This window comes from Antarcticibacterium sp. 1MA-6-2 (assembly GCF_021535135.1).
Taxonomy (GTDB): domain Bacteria; phylum Bacteroidota; class Bacteroidia; order Flavobacteriales; family Flavobacteriaceae; genus Gillisia.
Genome location: NZ_CP091036.1, coordinates 2726288 through 2743466, shown reverse-complemented (window position 1 = coordinate 2743466; position 17179 = coordinate 2726288). Strand labels below are relative to the sequence as shown.

The window sequence follows — 17179 nt, the reverse complement described above, 5'->3', positions numbered from 1 at the left end:
ATAACTAAGGAAGGAACAGGATTAGCAACTCCCCCTAGATAACTCTTTTGATGTATATCGACCCGAAGATTTTGCTCCTGTTTCTTTTCTTCTCAAAATCTGAATAGTATCTAGGGAACTTGTATATCACTTGTATCCCGTATAATTACGAGGAAAGATAAAAAGAAGAATTCCTTTAATTTAAAAAACCTTTTATGAAAAAGCTTGTGGTTGGCATTGATATCTCTATGAATGATTTTCATGCCTGTATTAAATTAAGAACAGAAAATGATGTTATTAAGATTAAAGGCACCCGTACTTTTGAAAATACAGAAAAAGGATTCCAGGAATTCTATTCTTGGGCTTTAAAACAGCAAAAGAATAATTATTCTCTCAAGTTCGTAATGGAGGCCACAGGGATCTATTATGAGAATCTGGCATATTTTCTATATGCTAATGACCAGAATGTATCTGTAGTGCTGGCTAATAAAATCAAGAACTACGCTAAGAGCCTTAATATCAAAACAAAAACAGACAAGGGTGACTCAAAGATGATTACCTATTTTGGAATAGAAAGAAAACTGGAAGAATGGCAACCAATGTCCCCAGGCTATAAAGATCTTAGGGATCTATGTAGAGAACTTCTTAGTATTAAAAAAGAAAAGCAACGAGCCCAATCGCAACTTCATGCCCTTGAAAAGTCTCATAGAAAGCTGGAAGTCGTTTTAAAATTAAAGAGAGAACAAATTGAATTCTTTGAAAAAGCCATTAAGCTCATTAAAAAAGATATTAAAGCCAAGGTAAATCAGGATGTGGTTTTAAAAGAGAAAATAAGAAAAATAAAAACCACCCCAGGATTAGGGTTTGAAACAGCAGTGATTTTAGTATGTGAAACAAATGGATTTGCTCTTTTTAATAACATTAGCCAATTGGTAAGCTATGCGGGATTAGATGTAACACAAAATGAGTCTGGAAAATATAAAGGAAAAACAAGAATCTCAAAACGAGGTAACACAAGGATACGCCAGGCTTTATATATGCCTTCTATGAGTGCTGTTCAAGCTAATGAGCCTATTAAAAAATTATATGAAAGAGTGAAAGAGAGAAATCCAGATATTAAAAGAAAAGGCATAGTAGCCGGAATGAGAAAATTATTGATCCTTGCCTATACCCTCTGGAAAAAAGATGAAGAATATAGAAAGGATTATGACTGGACCCAATCAAAAAAAGAAAATAAAAGTATAAACCAAATTCCAAAAAAAGCGGAGCCCAAAGCCCCGCACTAGATAGACTTCGAATCAACGAATTGACCGAAGCCTTCTTTTAAACAAAATTAAAAAAAAGAAGAGATAATCTCTATATAATTAGGAATTCACCATAGTATCTTCGGGGGCCGGGGGGATTACTGATCACTTGCAAACCATTCAGCAAAAGAAGTTTCAGTCTCCTGCAGTTTAAGGGAAAATAATTCAATACTTAGCTGGAAGATCCTTTTTAATTTTTTCAGCAAAATCAACGACCATATTCTCACTGGTTGGCTGGTAATCAACAAGAATGACATTATGATCTCTTTCTTCCAATTCTTTTGCCAGTTCTATATGAGGAGTATTCCGGTTAAAAACTGTAGCGTGATCAAACTTATCCACTATTTCTCTTTTCACAATACGTTTTAAATCACCAAAATCTATGACCATTCCGTACTTTACGTTAGAAGTATCTGTAATGGGAGTACCAATAACAGTCACATTTAATTTGTAGCTATGCCCGTGGACATTTTTACATTTACCGTCGTAGCCGTATAAAGCATGTCCTGTTTCAAAAGAAAACTGCTTGGTGATTCTAATTTTATTCATACCTTAAAATTTACGGCAAAGATAAAGGATTTTTAGAGGAGGAATAATGGAAGAATTTAAGCGATTCCTAATGTATATTTGCCTGTTTTTAAATCTGAGTCATGGAAGATGCAGTAGAACTTTTTGAGCAACTGGAATTTAAAGAAAATCCGCTATACGAAAAGATCATTTCCGGAATTATTGAGGATCAATATTATATAGCTGAAGACTTTTTTAATGCTGAAGAAGTCGCTCTTTTAAGAGACACCTTGTTGAAAAAATATGAAGAAGACGCTTTTAAAAAAGCTGCAATTGGGAATCACTTTAATGAGGTTATTCAGAAATCGGTTAGAGGAGATTTCATTTTATGGATCAATGAAGCTGATGCAGGAGAGGCGGAAAAGATCTTTTTTAATAAAATAAATTCCCTGGTCACTTATCTTAACAAAACCTGTTTCCTGGGGATCCTTCATAAGGAATTTCACTATGCAGTTTATCCTGAAGGAACTTTTTACAAGAGGCATCTTGACACTTTTCAAAATGACGACAGGAGAAAACTCTCCCTCGTTTGTTATTTAAATGATGAAGACTGGCAGCCTGAAAATGGCGGGGAACTTGTTATTTATAAAGAGGAAAACGGAGTGGAGGTGCCAAAAACTATTTATCCTTTTCCGGGAAGGGTAGTGATTTTTGAGAGCCAACTACTGGAGCACGAGGTAAAGCTAGTTAAAACAACCCGCTTAAGTATTACTGACTGGTTAAAAACGAGGTAATTACTTTTTAAATTTTTTATAGAGGAAAACAGCTATAAGAACTACAGCCAAAATTAGCCAAATACCCATACCGCTCAAAAATCTAAACACATCATAGGTGTCTTCGCTAACGGGAATATCATCCTGTATAAACATTATTTGTTCCTTTTAAAGTAGTTCCTGGAGTATAGAAAAATGGCAAGGATGATGAGGATTCCTAACAAATACCAGAAATTGCCCGTTATAAATTCCCAGAAGGTATAACCCCATTCTTCTTCACGTGTTGCAGCCTTGTCCTGAGGTAAATGCTGAATTTGCATATTCTACGAGTTATTTGCTACAAGATAAATAATTTGTAACCATTTAGTGGAATCTATATACTTCTCATTTTTCTTTTTTTAATGAAGCGTATCAGGAGGAAAGTGAGAGCAGCAAAAAATAATCCCAGGATCACCAGGATCAAAATTTGATTACTGCCAATGAAATATCCGACTTCATAACCCAAATTGTAGGCTTTATCATTCACTTTAGTTTGAAGTGCATAAACTATGCTCATATTAAGATTTTTTAAATTTTGACAGGGCTTGTTTAGTAAGGTCGGAAAGTACTAATTCTCCGGAAATCGCTGCTCTTTCTGCAAGTAAATTTTCCCAATGTTCAGTATTTTTCCAGAGGATCTTCTTCATTTCCAGCAGCGCCTTCGGATTATAAGAAGCGAGTTTTTCAGCAAATATTGTCACCTCCTTATCAAGCTCCTTAACCGAATCAAAAACCCGGGCATATAATCCTTTTTCCTTGGCCCAATATGCATTCTTCCAGTCGGTAGCGGCAAGGGTGAGTTCTGCAAGCGCGGCGACTCCCATTTTTCGTTCCACTGCGGGAGCAATGACAAAGGGTCCTATTCCAATACTTAATTCTGAAAGTTTTATAGCTGCGGCTTCTGTCGCCAGCACATAATCACAGGCTGCTGCAAGTCCCACTCCGCCACCAACTGCTTTTCCCTGCACTCTACCCACAATAATTTTACTGCACCTGCGCATCGCATTGATCACATTTGCAAATCCTGAAAAAAATGCCTTCCCCTGTTGTTCGTCTTCAATAGCAGTAAGTTCATCAAAAGATGCCCCTGCACAAAAAGTTCCCTCACCTTCAGATCTCAAAACAATTACATTTACACTATCCTCATTGGAAAGTTTGTTGATTTCGTTTTCAAGCCTTTCCAAAAGTTCAGAAGGAAAGGAATTACTGGCGGGGTGTCCAAATTCCACAATTGCAACCTTGTTCTCGATTTTAGTATATAAACTTCCGTTTTCGCGGGTGGTCGCCATAATTATCTGTTTTTACCAAATGTAATAAATATGTGGAGGTTATTCAATTCCGAAGATTAGCCACTAATGCACGAATCATTTATTTAAACTTTGAATAGTTCACCTCGAGTAAATATTAGTGGCTAAAACCAAATTCACACTTCCTTCTTTAAATATTTTCTTCGGAATTGAATTACTAAAGCACTGCTCCTAATGATCATCCAGACGAAGAATGCAATCCAGATGGCGTGCAGTTTCAGTCCGAAATAATCAGAAATAAGTAAAGCTTGCACGAATCCTAAGAAAGTGGCACCAAGAAGTAAGTTCCGCAGGTATTTTGCTTCTCCCAGGCCTTTAAAAATTCCGTCGAACATAAAGGCGATGGCATTAACAGGTTGCATTAGTAAAACGATCCAAAAGACTGATGAGAACATAAGGAGGACGCTTTCCTCCTTATTAAAGATCAGCCCTATTTCATCGTAAAATACTACACATATTCCCATTAGCATCAATGCTATTAGAACTGCATATTTGCTTATTTTCTTGCTAAGTTCCCACAGATTTTTATAATCCCGGGCGCCTAATAACCTTCCGCCTATAGCATTTCCGGCATTAGCGTAACCGTCAATAAAAAAAGAAAAGAAAAGCCAGATGTTCATCAGGATACTTTGAGCGGCGATGTATGTTTTTCCGTAATCTGTAGCATAGGCGTTTGCCAGGTAAATAGCGAAATTAAGTGCTGCTGTGCGAACAAAAAGATTAGCCGCCATAAGTAGTAAACCTCTCAAACGCGGATTTATATTTAAGCTCAGCTTTAGATGAAAAGGGGTTTTTCTGAAAAAGAACCAGAGAGCCATGGCCAGCATTATGGCCTGTGCTGCAAGACTCGCGTAAGCAGCGCCTTTTAAATGCATGGCAGGAATATAACCTTCAACTCCATACACCAACAGGTAGTCCAGTCCCACGTTCACAATAGCTCCTGTGAGGCTGCATTTCATAGCCCAAAGCGTATTCTGCAGACCACGGAAAACTCCAAAAATAGCGAAAGTCACCAGTGTCAAGGGATATCCCAGCGCACGGATTCTGTAATAATCTTCAGAATAATTCAGAATCAGACCTTCTGCATTATAAGCAGTAAAAATAGCTTCAGTAAAAAATGCCGTAACAGCATAAATAACAAAACTGAATAGCAGGTTGAAATAAATTGCTTGTGGGATTAGAGTTTTTACTGCGTGCAGCCGATTAGCGCCAAGGTGCTGAGAAACAATGGCAGAGATCGCTGTTTTGGTCTGGGCCACGATCCAGATTATTGCTGAAAGAAATGAGCCCACAATTCCCGCAGCTGCCAGGGCTTCAATAGGATTCTCTTCAACATTTCCAATTATGGCAATATCAGTAAGCGAGATCAAAGGTTCGGCCACACCTGCGATAATTGCCGGAATGGCTATTCTGTTGATATTTCTGAAGCTTACTGAAGTGTCCAAATCAAGAATTAGCTGCAAAGGTAGAACAAGATATTTTCTTTTCCTGATGCACCAATGATCGCTTTCCTTGTTTTTGTGTCTCCGGATTTTGAGCTGAAGATATTTGAGTGGAAAAAGTAGAAATTGATTTTAAAAAGAATCCATTTTTCTTTTTACGTCATCCTGAATTTATTTCAGGATCTAACATGTTAGAAGCTGAAACAAGTTCAGCTTGGCGGAAAGGGGAATATAAAAAACAACTTCTTTATTAAAGAACCAGTTCATAGCAATGAAAGGGATATTCACTCTGCTTCGGGAAAAAGATGTCACCCAGCTTCTGGTATCCGCGGCTTTCGTAAAACCGCTGATTTCTTTTATTTTGACTGAAAGTGTCTAAACGAACAGAAGTAAAGTTATTTCCCCGCGCAAAATCTTCAGCAAAATCCATTAGAGCCTGCCCATAACCTTTACCCCAGGCTTCGGGATCGGTAGCAAGCTAGGTGGATATAGAGATTATTTCCGGAATCAGTAAGCCACTCTATAGGAATATAATCCTCATCCATAAAGTCCGTCAGCACAACAATTCCTTTTATTTCTTCATCTTCCTTGAGGACATATAATTCTTTCTTTTCTATATCGGTTTCAAGTTTTTTAAGGGAAGGATAATGTTCGTTCCATTGAAAAATTCCCTTTTCCTGCATTGCTACAGCACAGGTTTCTGTGAGGATTTTTATCTCTTTTAGATCTGATATATGTGCGGATTTAATTTTCATTAAAGGGAGAATTTTTTAGTTTTCAGCGATATTGTAAAGAGCTACAAAGATGGAGCTTATCTTAAAATTTCCTGCGGAATCTTCTCATAAAATTCCATAAAAGGAGAGCTTTTAAACATGTAATTTTGAAAAAATCATTAGGATAAATGTATCTTTCTGTTTTGGATAAAATACTGCAGATTATTGAAGGCAGCCTATGTAAAAACAAAATGATGAAAATAAAGAATACGTATGTTGTGGCTGTGCTTTTTTTCTGCTGAATATTACTACAGGTAATTCTCCGGATATGAATATAATGGCGGAAGGAGCGGAATTAGAGCTGTTGGAAGATGGTTTCAAGTTTACTGAAGGCCCTGCTGCAGACCGTGAAGGAAATCTGTATTTTACCGATCAGCCGAACAATCGCATTATGAAATGGTCAGTAGTTGATAGTACTGTATCTGTCTATATGGAAAAGGCAGGACGGGCTAATGGTCTATTCTTCGATAAAGAAGAAAATTTACTGGCCTGTGCAGATGAAAACTCGGAACTGTGGAAGATCGATAAAGACAAAAATGTAACTGTTCTGGTGAATGATTTTGAAGGGAAAAGGCTCAATGGTCCTAACGATCTTTGGGTAGATAGTAAAGGCGGAGTATATTTTACAGATCCTTATTACCAAAGGGACTACTGGGAGCGCACAAAAAAAGATATTGAGAGCGAACGGGTATACTACCTTTCTCCTGATAGAAAAAAACTGAAGATCGTAATTGATGATTTTGAGCAGCCAAACGGGATTGTTGGCACCCCTGATGGTAAAACTTTGTATGTGGCTGATATAGGAGCAAAGAAAACCTGGTCCTACAACATTGAACCCGATGGCAGCCTTGGCGGGAAAAAACTCTTTGCTGAGATGGGTTCTGATGGAATGACGATTGACAGTAATGGGAATGTCTATTTAACCGGAAAAGGAGTTACTGTCTTTAATAAAGCAGGAGAGAAAATAGACCATATTTTAATAAATAAAGATTGGACTGGAAACCTCATCTTTGGAGGAGAAGATCATCAAACTTTATTTATTACGGCTATGGACGCTGTTTATAGCTTGAAGATGAACGTCAAAGGAGTGCGTTGGGAACAGTAAGTTTTAAAAACAAAAAACCACTCGCAGGGAGTGGTTTTGTGGAGAATATCGGAGTCGAACCGATGACCTTTTGGCTGCCAGCCAAACGCTCTAGCCAGCTGAGCTAATCCCCCGGATGCGTCAAAGGTAAAACAAAAAATTAAAGTGATAAAATCTTATTTTACCTGCTGTCCTTAAATTAATTAATTGGTTTGTTGTTTTAACTGAGCCTGATCTTTCTTTAAAAATTCGAGCATTTGTTCCAGGACATAAGTAAAAGACACAGGTAATTCCTGCCCCTTCCAGGGATGTGAAACATCATATACATGGTCTGCACTTTCTACCAGTAAAAGATCGGGATAGGGACTCCATTCAAACAATTGGCCCGAATCACTTATTGGTACAGTTGTATCATTGCTCCCGTGAACAATAAGATGCGGTATTTCTAAACTTTTTGCAGCCCGGGAGATATCAAGGCGCTCCTCATTTTCCTTATAATTGGTATAGAATTGAAAATGGTGAGGCAGCTGTTGCCCGGTACGGGTATTTGTAATATAAGTTACGCCTTTTTCCTGCCATTTTTCTATTTCTTCTTCCCCGGGAAATCTTGAGCCAAAGTCGCTAACTGCCGAGAGGGTAATAAGTCTTGTAACTCTTTTATCTTCTGATGCTTTTATCAAAGCGATTCCTCCACCCCGGGAGTGGCCCACCAGGCAAATATTGGAAACATCCAGATGCTGAGCGAATTCGAAATCGGGTAATAGAAGCCAATCAATAACTGTTTGGAAATCATCAAGTTCTTTGATATAGTTATTTTCTCCAAATGCTTCTATATCTAAAAATTCTGTAGGTTTCTCTGTAGTTGTTCCATTGTGGGAGAAATTAAATTTCACAAAGAAATAGCCTTTTTCAGCAAAATATTCTGCCCATCTCTTCCCAGGCTCCCCAATCCTTGAAACCTTTGTATCCATGGCAAAAGATGATAATTTGTTTAGGTTTATTTTCAGAAGGGAAGATAAGATCGGTTAGAATAGTTTTGCCGTGTTTCCCCTTTACTTCTAGATTCTTCTTCTTAGTAATTTCCATGAGCCTTTTTAATTTCTTTTTCAAGAAACGGAATTTTAGGATCACATATCTCCAGGATGAGGTTTTTTAACTGTACTTTAAAGTTTTCCAATGTTTCCGCCTCTATCGAGCAATTCTTCTTGCGTGCCCTGCTGCTCTCTTTTTCCCCAAACTTAAGGAAACCTTCTTTGAGATTTTTAAAAGAAATAACCCCCGCTTCCACAGTGCCCGTTGCGCGGTTATTTTCCAATAACATGGTAGCATACATAAGCACCTGGAAAGGCTTGGAGTACTTATCATAATTTGTAGTCAACTCGTCCCATTCACATATTTCGAGTTGGGGCTGAGTTACCTTGCCTGTTTTATAATCTATAATGCGGAGCACGTCATCATAAAGATCAACCCTGTCTACATTTCCTCTAATCTTCACAGGAAAATCCAGTTCGGGAATAGAAAGTTGTGAAGTGAGATTAGCTTCGATTTCTTTTATCTCAATTCTTTTTCCCTCCAGAAGGAATTTGCTTTCCAGCTTAAGAAAATTGGTGACATACCGTCTTGCTACTTCAAAAATGAGGAGGTTTTTGCCTTTTGTAAGAGGAACTTTGCTGTACTCCAGTTCAAATTGGTGTTTGACCTCAGCTGTGGCTCTTTTCCTGAACTCCTGAATATTTTTTTCAGTTAATACCTGATTTTTTAGAGGTTTGTAAAAGGTTTCCAGCGTTTTATGTACCACAGTTCCAAGTGTATTGTACGCTACAGTTTCCTCAACTTCATCTTTATCCCGGATCTTGAGGATGTACTGTAAATAAAAATCCAGAGGGTTCCTTATGTATGTTGTTAATGCTGAAGGTGAAAAACCATTACTTGCCAACTCCTTAATTCTCTCAAGGATAGCAGGAGTTTTTTGTACTTCCTGGAGTTGAGAGGAAACTTTTTTTACTTCAGGAGTAATAATTTTTGTAGTAACTTGGTGCAGAGGTTGTTTTTCAAGTTCCATCTGGATAAGAAATCTACTTTTTTCTCCTCCCATTTGGCTTTCTGTATCTGTATTGTGCAGTAGAAAAATTTTCTTTGCCCTCTGCAACAGGTGGTAGAAATGGTAAGTATAGACAGCGTCCTTTTCTTTATAGGTTGGTAGTCCAAAAGTTTTCTTTAGTTCATAAGGAATAAAAGAATTGTTGCTTTTTCCTGCCGGAAGTATTCCTTCATCTACAGAAGTTAAAATAACGGTGTCAAAATCCAGAACTCTGGATTCCAGCATTCCCATTAGTTGTAATCCTTCAAAAGAATTTCCCTGAAAGTCTAAAGTTTGCTGGCTACTCAATTCCCTGTAGAAGTGGAGGAGAGAGGAAATAGACTTAATATGAGGGTAAGAAAGAACCAGTTCTTTTAGCTGCTCTGTAATTTGGTGATATTTGGATAAGAACTCAAGATTTAAAGCATCATCAGCTTCATCAAGTCCTCTCTTTAGTTCCTCGATAATTGATTCCATCTTTTGGATGGCCTCAGGAGGACCAGGCTTTGTTTTAGGAAAAATATAATTTACAATATCCGGTGCCGGGTCATTAAATAACCCACTTATCTGGCTTTGATCGAGATAAAGGATGTTCTCTTTTTTTATAGTGGAAATAACGTCTTTGCATCGGTCTTCAGTAATTCTCTGGATCACCGGATTGCTGAGGACGCTTATAACATCCTTGTAATAGAATTTACTTTCTTCAGCTTTATAAAATTCCAGCAGCTTTTCAAACAAATAGGAAAACGGGCTATACTTTAGAGGATAACCCATTGTAATATTCACAGCAGGAACACCGGGAGGGATTGAGTTGAGGATAGGGAGCAATAAAGATTCTTCACCTAAGACCAGGGCTGCTGATTGTAGTTCTTTGGGAGTAAGAGATTCTAATATTTCTCCTACGTATTTTGCCTGTCCTATACTCTTTGGTATTCCTAAAATTTCAATGTCTTTGGAAGCCTTGTAGCCTGTAGAGATGAGCTCCATTTTTTGATCCTTATAAAAAGGCCAGTTTTTAGAATATTCTCTTATGAAAAGGCCTAAGCATCATGATCCTTGTCGTTAAAATGAACTTCATCAATGTCCCAAAAAACCCGGGACCCGTGTTCCAGCATCTTTTGCAGGATTTTTTGCTCTGCATTATTTAAGGCATTGAATCCTATAAAGACGTGAGAGGGAGCATTGCCTGGTGCAAAACTTTCAATTTTTTCAGCAGCCATTCTATAGATCAAACCCTGATATCCTTCCTGCTTTTCGAGCAGATTCCTGGTTAGCTCATCGTAGTACTGCGGAAGTTTCCTCCAGAATGCCAGGTAATTCTTAACAAGCTGAGTTTTCTCTGCGGCCAGAGACCAGTGATTTATATCCTGAATCTCGGAAAGGTAATCGAAGATCTTATCCGGAGGAATAAGATAACGGTCAATCTCATTAAAGTCGTGAATGAGAGTCTGCGCCCATGTACTGAAGGTATCAAACTCTTCAAGCTCTTCCCGGGGCGTAAGTTTTTCATAAATACTGTAGAATTCAAAGAGGCTGGTGGTATTGTCAATTGTAGAAAGTCCTGAGATTTTTTCCGTAAACTCTTCTATATTAACTACCTCTGGTGAAAATACAGGTTTATTAATAGTAAGGGAGATTTCCTTTTTTAATAAAGCTCCTGCTCTTCTACTGGGAAGGATAAACGTAAATGCAGAAAGATCGGGATGATCTTTTAAAAGATTAGAAATAATGCTTGAGAGAAAAGATGCCATAGGGTAAAAATAAAAAACGCCCCGACGAATCGGGACGTTTTCTGTATGTATTTGATAAGCTTTTTACTTATTATTACCTGTTCCTGTTGTGTCGGTTGGAGTTTCGTTAGAATCTCTCATTTCTTTGTCTTTATCTAAAGAAATCTCTACACGTCTATTATCCTGTCTTCCAGAAGCAGTGTTATTAGAAGCGATAGGCTGAGTTTCACCATAACCTTCAGAAGTTAATCTGTTAGCAGGAACTCCATTACTTACTAACCACTCTCTTACAGAAGCAGCACGCTCTTTAGACAATTGCAGGTTGTATTGGTCACTACCTGTACTATCTGTATGTCCTTCAATATGGAATACTGTATTTGAATATTCTTCCATTATTTCAGCAATACTTCTAAGAGCATCTTCAGACTCAGAACGTATTGTTGCTTTGTTTAAGTCAAACAATACTGTTTTAGAATACTCATTTAGTTCAGAAATAGCTTCAGCTGTTGGTTCAGGACATCCATTATTTGCTGCAGTACCTGCAGTATCTGGACATTCATCATCTTTATCCAAAACTCCGTCACCATCACGATCTTCGTAAGGACATCCGTTGTTTTCAGCAGGACCTGCTTCATCAGGACATTCATCATTTTGATCTGCAACACCATCACCATCAGCATCTGGACAACCATTCATTTCGGCTGTACCTGCTACAGTAGGACATTCGTCCTGAGGATCAGGGATTCCATCACCATCGGTATCAGGACATCCGTCAAATTGTGCCAAACCAGCAGTATCAGGACAGGCATCTCTTCTATCTTCTATACCATCCCCATCTGAATCTGGACAACCATTAAATTCTTCAAGTCCGGCAACTTCAGGACATTCGTCATCTTTGTCATATACGCCATCTCCGTCAGAATCCTTTCCACCAAAAATAAATTTAATTCCTGCTGCGTGTTGGAAATGTGGAGCTGCTTCATCTTTAAAAGCATGCTTGTAAGTAGACTGGATATTTAAGGCAACATTGTCTGAAAACCAGAAGCTTAATCCTGCAGTACCATTTAGTGTACCTGCACCTTGCTCATCTAGCCAGGTGTAACCTCCACCAACTCCAAGATGTGGGTCCAACCATCCATCATTAAGTAAGGCTCTTAAGCTGTACTTTAATGCTCCGTCTAAAGCATAATATGAAAGATCATCTACAGTATCATCACCGTATTTTGAGATTTGATTGACAGATCCTGCGGCTTCAAAAACCAATCCACCACCTATATAACGACTTACACCTAACCGGGAAACTGCTGGAAGGATGTTCCAGTGATCTCCAACATTGAAATATTCGTCAAACATTCCTCCGGATGGAGCATCTTCTCCTGTTGGATAAAGGTCAACCGCATTTACGCCAATTTCAATGGCCCACGGATTATTTTCATCTTGTGCCTGAGTTGTGGAAAACCCCAACACAAACAATGAAGCTAATAAAAGTCTGCTAAGATGTTTCATATTTGTTAATTTAGTTTTAAGTGTTAATGAGACAAAAGTATGTGGTTAATCCATATCAACAAAGCTTAAAATAATAAAGTTTTCTTAATTAAAGGGCAATCACAGCTTACAGGACGGGGCTTTAACTCAAATTATAAAGAAAAATAACCCTCTTTTCCTAAAAAGTTAAAATTACAAATCGTCAATTTCTTATGCTCAAAAATGCAAAATTTATAAAAAATTAACATGTGTTGATTTCTTCTAATTCGTTAAAACATTCAATTCCCTTCCTACCTTTTTGAAAGCTGCAACTGCCTTATCTAAGTGTTCTTTTTCATGGGCTGCGGAAAGTTGCACTCTAATTCGCGCTTTGTCCTTTGGTACAACGGGATAAAAGAAACCAATCACATAAATACCTTCTTCCAGTAATCTATCTGCCATATCCTGGGAAAGTTGTGCATCATAAAGCATTACAGGAACAATAGCTGAATCTCCGTCGATTATATCAAAACCAGCCGCTTTCATTTCCTTCTTGAAATATTTGGTATTTTGTTCCAGCTTATCTCTTAATGAAGTATCGTTTTTAAGCATGTCAAACACTTTTATTGATGCACCAACAATTGCAGGAGCGAGAGAGTTTGAAAATAAATAAGGGCGGGAACGCTGGCGCAGGAGATCAATAATTTCCTTTTTTCCTGTTGTGTAACCACCCATGGCTCCACCAAGAGCTTTCCCAAGAGTTCCGGTAATTATGTCAACTCTTCCTATTACTCCTTTTGCTTCGGGCGTACCAATTCCATTTTTTCCTATAAATCCTGTCGCGTGACATTCATCTATCATGACCATGGAATTGTACTTATCTGCCAGGTCACAAATTTTATCAAGAGGAGCCAGAAGGCCGTCCATTGAGAAAACCCCATCAGTCACGATTATTTTAAATCTTGCTCCTTTTTCATCTGCTGCTTTGAGTTGATTCTCGAGGTCTTCCATGTTTCCGTTTTCGAAACGATACCTGGCCGCTTTACAAAGCCTTACCCCATCTATAATTGAAGCGTGATTGAGGGAATCAGAAATTATTGCGTCTTCTGCAGAAAACAGGGGTTCAAAAACACCTCCATTTGCATCAAAAGCTGCGGCATAAAGAATGGTGTCTTCAGTCCCGTAAAATTCTGCTATTTTTTTCTCCAGATCCTTATGTATGTCCTGGGTACCACAAATGAACCTTACGCTGGACATCCCAAAACCGTGCGTGTCCATAGTGTCTTTGGCTGCCTGTACAACTTCCGGATGTGAAGACAGTCCCAAATAATTATTGGCGCAAAAGTTAATTACTTCCTGTCCCGTGGAAATTTTTATAACTGCTCCCTGTGGAGAAGTTATTATTCGCTCCTTTTTATAGAGACCATTTTCTTTTATTTGTTCAATTTCCTTTTGTAAGTGTTCTTTTATTTCTCCGTACATGATTAGGTTTTTTACAAAATTAGGTATCTTTTAAACAAATATGATATTCACATCGTCATTAATATAAATGAGTATTTTATTTTCTACTATAAAATCCATCTTTTCAAGAATAGATGCATAGACCTCCATTTGTTGCTTATGACCGGGTTGTAATTTTCCGGTTTTATAATCAATGATGGTAACCCTGTCGTTTATAAAATTTAGCCTATCCGGTCTTAAGATTTCGCCTTCAGGACTAATTATATCCCGTTCCCTGTATACCACGGCATCAGCAGAAAAGTAATCGGCAAGATCCGGATGCGAGATTATGCGGGAGATTTCCAGTTCCAGTTCCTGTTTATCAGTTATATCCAATTTACTTTTTCTGCTGTATTTTTTTATCGCTTCGGGAATATCTTCAGCAGTAGTAATTTCAGAAAGAATATCGTGTACAAGAATACGGTATTGATGGCTTCTTCCTGTGTAGACCCCCATAACTTTCCGGAGAGAGTTACAATTTTCACAATTTGATTTTGGGTAGGAGAGGAGTAAAATTCCTGCGGATGTAAGGCTTTACCGAAGAAACCTCTTCCCTTAACAGGAAGGTTTTCACCAATTTCATATGTTTTTTCCCCGCTCCACTTATTTTGTGACTTTAAATAACCAATTAGCAATCCTGAAACCTTGTCTTCACACTCCTGCCCATTCTTAAATTCATAACAGGAGAGGATGTATAACTGTTGAGACGCTCTCGTGAGGGCTACATATAAAATGTTAATCGCATCAAATTCGGTTTGATCAAGGAGGTTTTGATAGGCTTCAGCAGCATAATTCCCCCAATCCAACATTTTTTTAGATGCCTTAAAGTAACTTACAGGAATATCTGCAAGATCTTCTGGCAGTGGCAACCACAAATATTCTTTACTTATATCCTTTATCCTGGAATTTGCAAAAGGATAGATCACTACGGGAAACTCAAGACCCTTTGAGGTGTGAATAGTCATTATTTGTACTGCATCATTTGTTTTAGGTGCAACAATGCTAAGTTTTTCACTGTATTGATCCCAGTATTCCAAAAAGGTAGTTACACTTATGGCAGCTTTTGTTGATTTTTCAAATATAAAATCCAGGTAAGCCTGGAGATAAGCATCAGAACTTTTAATTAGGGAAAAACTTCGTATAATATATTCAGCAGCTTCATAGAGAGACAGCTCTCTTATCTCCTGTAGTTTAAAGGTAATACCAAACTTATTCAACCATTCAAAAAAGTACTTCTCCTTTTGATCCAGGGTGGCTACAATTAATTGGTGCGGTTCACTAACTTTAAGTTCTTTTACTAAATAATTCAGGATACTCCATCGTAGGTTTCGATCATCAGGATTAATAGAGAATTCCAGGAGGTCATTAATAAAAAGTACTTGAGGCGAATTTGCAACCAACAACGACTCTGATGATACAATAGAAATTCCCTGGTCATTTAGATAATTAGCTACAGCAAAACTTTGTTTTCTGGTCCTGGTAAGAACACAAATGTCACTCTTGTTTGTTCCCTGTTCCTCCAGGTTTTGAATGATCTCGTAAACCTTTGCAGGATGCAGTTCCATCTCGTGCTCTGCATTTTCAGTTTCCAGAAATGAAATATTAATATATCCTGTAGTTTCTTTTTTTGGCTGTTGCCCGCTATTTTCAAAAAGTTCGCGATAGGAAGGTTTATTAAACTTTGATGAAATATAACTAAAAAATGAATTATTAAATTCTACAATTTCCTTTGCACTCCTGTAATTGTAGGGCAGGTTCGTAACTTTTTCTTTTATGCTGAAGGGAGATTGGCCGTTATACAGATCTATAAATTGTTCTGCTTTTCCTCCTCTAAACCTGTAGATGGATTGTTTAGCGTCTCCTACAAGAGTAAGGCCTGCTGTTTGGTCTCTTTGGGTTTCCGAAGAAAGGGCGTGATCAATTAAAGGAATAATATTATTCCATTGCATCGCCGAAGTATCCTGAAATTCATCAATAAAATAATTGCGATAGCGTTCTCCCAGTCTTTCGTAAATAAACGGAGCTAAGCTGATCCTTTACTTCAGCGGCAATGGTCGGGTTAAAATCTGAAATCAGGATGAGCGCCCGCTCTTTTTTAATTTCCTGCATTTCGTTTGCTATTTCGCCCAGTAGTGAAAGTGGTATGAGATTAGCGTTAAGTTCCTTAAGAAATTCTCTTCTTAATACTGCAGCTTTTGAAGTTTTAAACAATAATGCAATTTCCTGCTGATTTCTATCCAGAGCCTCTTTTTCGATCTGCGGCACCTTTGCAGAATATAAATTATCCTCTTCCAAAGTTTCCTGCCATTTTAAACCAAAAGTCACTTTGTAGTTTTTTTGATCCAGCTTGCTGAAATACTCATAAACATAACCTCTGTTAAAACTGGACTTTTTAAGAGCTTCAGATTCTACAATTCTGAAGAAATCTTCTGAAATCTTCGCTATTCCTTCTTCAGAAGCTGCAATGGCAGTTTTAATTTTTTCAGAAAAATCCTTATAATCCTGAAGGCTTTTATTTTTTAGGTGAGAAACGTAGGGGATGTGGTTCTCGTGTAAAAGGATCTTTGAAAAGTTAAAAAGATCTTTTGCAATATCCCAGCTCTTGTCATCATCGGTCTTGGATAAAGTAAAATTCACCAGGATCTTTGTAAGTTGGTTGTCATCTCCTGCGCGATTAATCAACCTGTCCACTGCCTCCTCGAGGATTTGTAGGGTATTCATCTCCACTTCAAAATTCACAGGAAGTCCCAGATCCTTTGCAAAAGTCCTAATAACCTTATGTGTAAAGCGGTCAATAGTTGAAATGTCAAAAGAGGCATAATTGTGCAGAATGCTCTTTAGGACCATTCGGGATTTTTCTTTTACTTTTTCCTCAGGATAACCCGTTTCTAAAACAAGATCGGCCATTAGATTTTTTAGATCCCCGGGCACGTCTTCCAGGGACAGGGAATGAAGTGCCGAAATTACCCGGGTTTTCATTTCTGCCACGGCTTTATTTGTAAAAGTGATGGCGAGGATGTTACGATAAGCGTCTGGTTGATTGCTTTGCAATAATAAAATAAGGTAATCTTTTACAAGAGTATAAGTTTTACCAGATCCTGCGGAAGCATTGTAAATTTTATAGGAATTTTTGATTTCCAATAGGTAATTAAATTAGAGAATTAATTTCAGCTTAGTATTTACCAAATTTCGGGAAA

General features: G+C 37.8%; 19 protein-coding genes, 1 tRNA gene and 1 pseudogene. 4 read left to right on the top strand and 17 right to left on the bottom strand.

Annotated elements, in window-relative coordinates; translation table 11 throughout:
* The first annotated feature begins 194 nt into the window (after window positions 1-194).
* On the top strand, window positions 195-1265 hold the full coding sequence (locus tag LZ575_RS14070) for an IS110 family transposase (RefSeq protein WP_235325101.1): 1071 nt from the start codon (window positions 195-197) through the stop codon (window positions 1263-1265).
* Window positions 1266-1381: 116 nt separating this feature from the next.
* On the opposite strand, the pseudogene LZ575_RS14065 reads toward LZ575_RS14070, so the two are convergent.
* Window positions 1382-1832 (bottom strand): annotated as a pseudogene (locus tag LZ575_RS14065) (6-pyruvoyl trahydropterin synthase family protein).
* A 101-nt stretch (window positions 1833-1933) separates the two neighbouring features.
* Here LZ575_RS14065 and LZ575_RS14060 point away from each other — a divergent pair.
* Window positions 1934-2584, top strand: coding sequence for a 2OG-Fe(II) oxygenase (locus LZ575_RS14060; RefSeq protein ID WP_235325100.1), 651 nt, complete (start codon window positions 1934-1936; stop codon window positions 2582-2584).
* Here the strand turns inward: LZ575_RS14060 and LZ575_RS22620 are convergent, their stop codons facing one another.
* From LZ575_RS22620 to LZ575_RS14040, 5 genes are all read right to left on the bottom strand, one after another.
* The gene (locus LZ575_RS22620; RefSeq protein WP_255702617.1) at window positions 2585-2719 is read right to left on the bottom strand and encodes a hypothetical protein; all 135 of its coding nucleotides are present in this window, start codon (window positions 2717-2719) and stop codon (window positions 2585-2587) included. It abuts the gene before it with no gap.
* Window positions 2719-2883, bottom strand: a complete 165-nt coding sequence (locus tag LZ575_RS14055) for a hypothetical protein (RefSeq protein ID WP_235325099.1) — start codon at window positions 2881-2883, stop codon at window positions 2719-2721. Before LZ575_RS14055 ends, LZ575_RS22620 begins: the two co-directional genes overlap by 1 nt.
* Window positions 2884-2936: 53 nt before the next feature.
* Window positions 2937-3119, bottom strand: a complete 183-nt coding sequence (locus LZ575_RS14050) for a hypothetical protein (RefSeq protein ID WP_235325098.1) — start codon at window positions 3117-3119, stop codon at window positions 2937-2939.
* A gap of 1 nt (window position 3120) precedes the next feature.
* Window positions 3121-3891 carry an enoyl-CoA hydratase/isomerase family protein gene (locus tag LZ575_RS14045; RefSeq protein ID WP_235325097.1) on the bottom strand — a complete coding sequence of 257 codons (771 nt, stop codon included), beginning with the start codon at window positions 3889-3891 and terminating at the stop codon, window positions 3121-3123.
* 134 nt (window positions 3892-4025) lie between these two features.
* Complete coding sequence (locus LZ575_RS14040) at window positions 4026-5354, bottom strand: MATE family efflux transporter (protein WP_235330739.1); 1329 nt, start codon at window positions 5352-5354, stop codon at window positions 4026-4028.
* A 107-nt stretch (window positions 5355-5461) separates the two neighbouring features.
* Here LZ575_RS14040 and LZ575_RS14035 point away from each other — a divergent pair, with 107 nt between their 5' ends.
* Window positions 5462-5605 carry a hypothetical protein gene (locus tag LZ575_RS14035; RefSeq protein ID WP_235325096.1) on the top strand — a complete coding sequence of 48 codons (144 nt, stop codon included), beginning with the start codon at window positions 5462-5464 and terminating at the stop codon, window positions 5603-5605.
* On the opposite strand, the gene LZ575_RS23825 is transcribed toward LZ575_RS14035, so the two are convergent.
* Together LZ575_RS23825 and LZ575_RS23820 are read right to left on the bottom strand one after the other, a co-directional pair.
* Entirely contained in the window at window positions 5602-5781 is a 180-nt protein-coding gene (locus LZ575_RS23825; RefSeq protein ID WP_311195807.1) for a GNAT family N-acetyltransferase, read from the bottom strand. The genes LZ575_RS14035 and LZ575_RS23825 overlap by 4 nt on opposite strands.
* A 19-nt stretch (window positions 5782-5800) precedes the next feature.
* Window positions 5801-6106, bottom strand: coding sequence for a hypothetical protein (locus tag LZ575_RS23820; protein ID WP_311195806.1), 306 nt, complete (start codon window positions 6104-6106; stop codon window positions 5801-5803).
* 295 nt (window positions 6107-6401) lie between these two features.
* Between LZ575_RS23820 and LZ575_RS14025 the strand changes: the two genes are divergently transcribed.
* Window positions 6402-7229 carry an SMP-30/gluconolactonase/LRE family protein gene (locus LZ575_RS14025; RefSeq protein ID WP_235325095.1) on the top strand — a complete coding sequence of 276 codons (828 nt, stop codon included), beginning with the start codon at window positions 6402-6404 and terminating at the stop codon, window positions 7227-7229.
* Between the two features lie 39 nt (window positions 7230-7268).
* Here the strand turns inward: LZ575_RS14025 and LZ575_RS14020 are convergent.
* The 9 genes from LZ575_RS14020 to LZ575_RS13980 all read right to left on the bottom strand — a co-directional run bounded on the left by LZ575_RS14020 (window position 7269) and on the right by LZ575_RS13980 (window position 17123).
* A tRNA-Ala gene (locus tag LZ575_RS14020) sits at window positions 7269-7342 on the bottom strand.
* A 69-nt stretch (window positions 7343-7411) separates the two neighbouring features.
* Window positions 7412-8179 (bottom strand): alpha/beta fold hydrolase, encoded by a 768-nt coding sequence (locus tag LZ575_RS14015; protein WP_311195805.1) that lies wholly within the window; start codon window positions 8177-8179, stop codon window positions 7412-7414.
* Between the two features lie 101 nt (window positions 8180-8280).
* Window positions 8281-10275 carry a PD-(D/E)XK nuclease family protein gene (locus LZ575_RS14010; protein ID WP_235325094.1) on the bottom strand — a complete coding sequence of 665 codons (1995 nt, stop codon included), beginning with the start codon at window positions 10273-10275 and terminating at the stop codon, window positions 8281-8283.
* Window positions 10276-10328: 53 nt separating this feature from the next.
* The gene (locus tag LZ575_RS14005) at window positions 10329-11039 is read right to left on the bottom strand and encodes a hypothetical protein (protein ID WP_235325093.1); all 711 of its coding nucleotides are present in this window, start codon (window positions 11037-11039) and stop codon (window positions 10329-10331) included.
* 63 nt (window positions 11040-11102) lie between these two features.
* Window positions 11103-12524, bottom strand: coding sequence for an OmpA family protein (locus LZ575_RS14000; protein WP_235325092.1), 1422 nt, complete (start codon window positions 12522-12524; stop codon window positions 11103-11105).
* A gap of 240 nt (window positions 12525-12764) precedes the next feature.
* Window positions 12765-13964 (bottom strand): glycine C-acetyltransferase, encoded by a 1200-nt coding sequence (gene kbl / locus LZ575_RS13995; protein ID WP_235325091.1) that lies wholly within the window; start codon window positions 13962-13964, stop codon window positions 12765-12767.
* Between the two features lie 30 nt (window positions 13965-13994).
* Window positions 13995-14318, bottom strand: coding sequence for a PD-(D/E)XK nuclease family protein (locus tag LZ575_RS13990; RefSeq protein ID WP_235325090.1), 324 nt, complete (start codon window positions 14316-14318; stop codon window positions 13995-13997).
* A gap of 23 nt (window positions 14319-14341) precedes the next feature.
* On the bottom strand, window positions 14342-15958 hold the full coding sequence (locus LZ575_RS13985) for an exodeoxyribonuclease V subunit beta (protein WP_235330738.1): 1617 nt from the start codon (window positions 15956-15958) through the stop codon (window positions 14342-14344).
* Window positions 15954-17123: a UvrD-helicase domain-containing protein gene (locus LZ575_RS13980; protein WP_235325089.1), complete on the bottom strand. Its 1170-nt coding sequence runs from the start codon at window positions 17121-17123 to the stop codon at window positions 15954-15956. The genes LZ575_RS13985 and LZ575_RS13980 overlap by 5 nt, the downstream gene beginning before the upstream one ends.
* Between the last annotated feature and the right edge of the window lie 56 nt (window positions 17124-17179).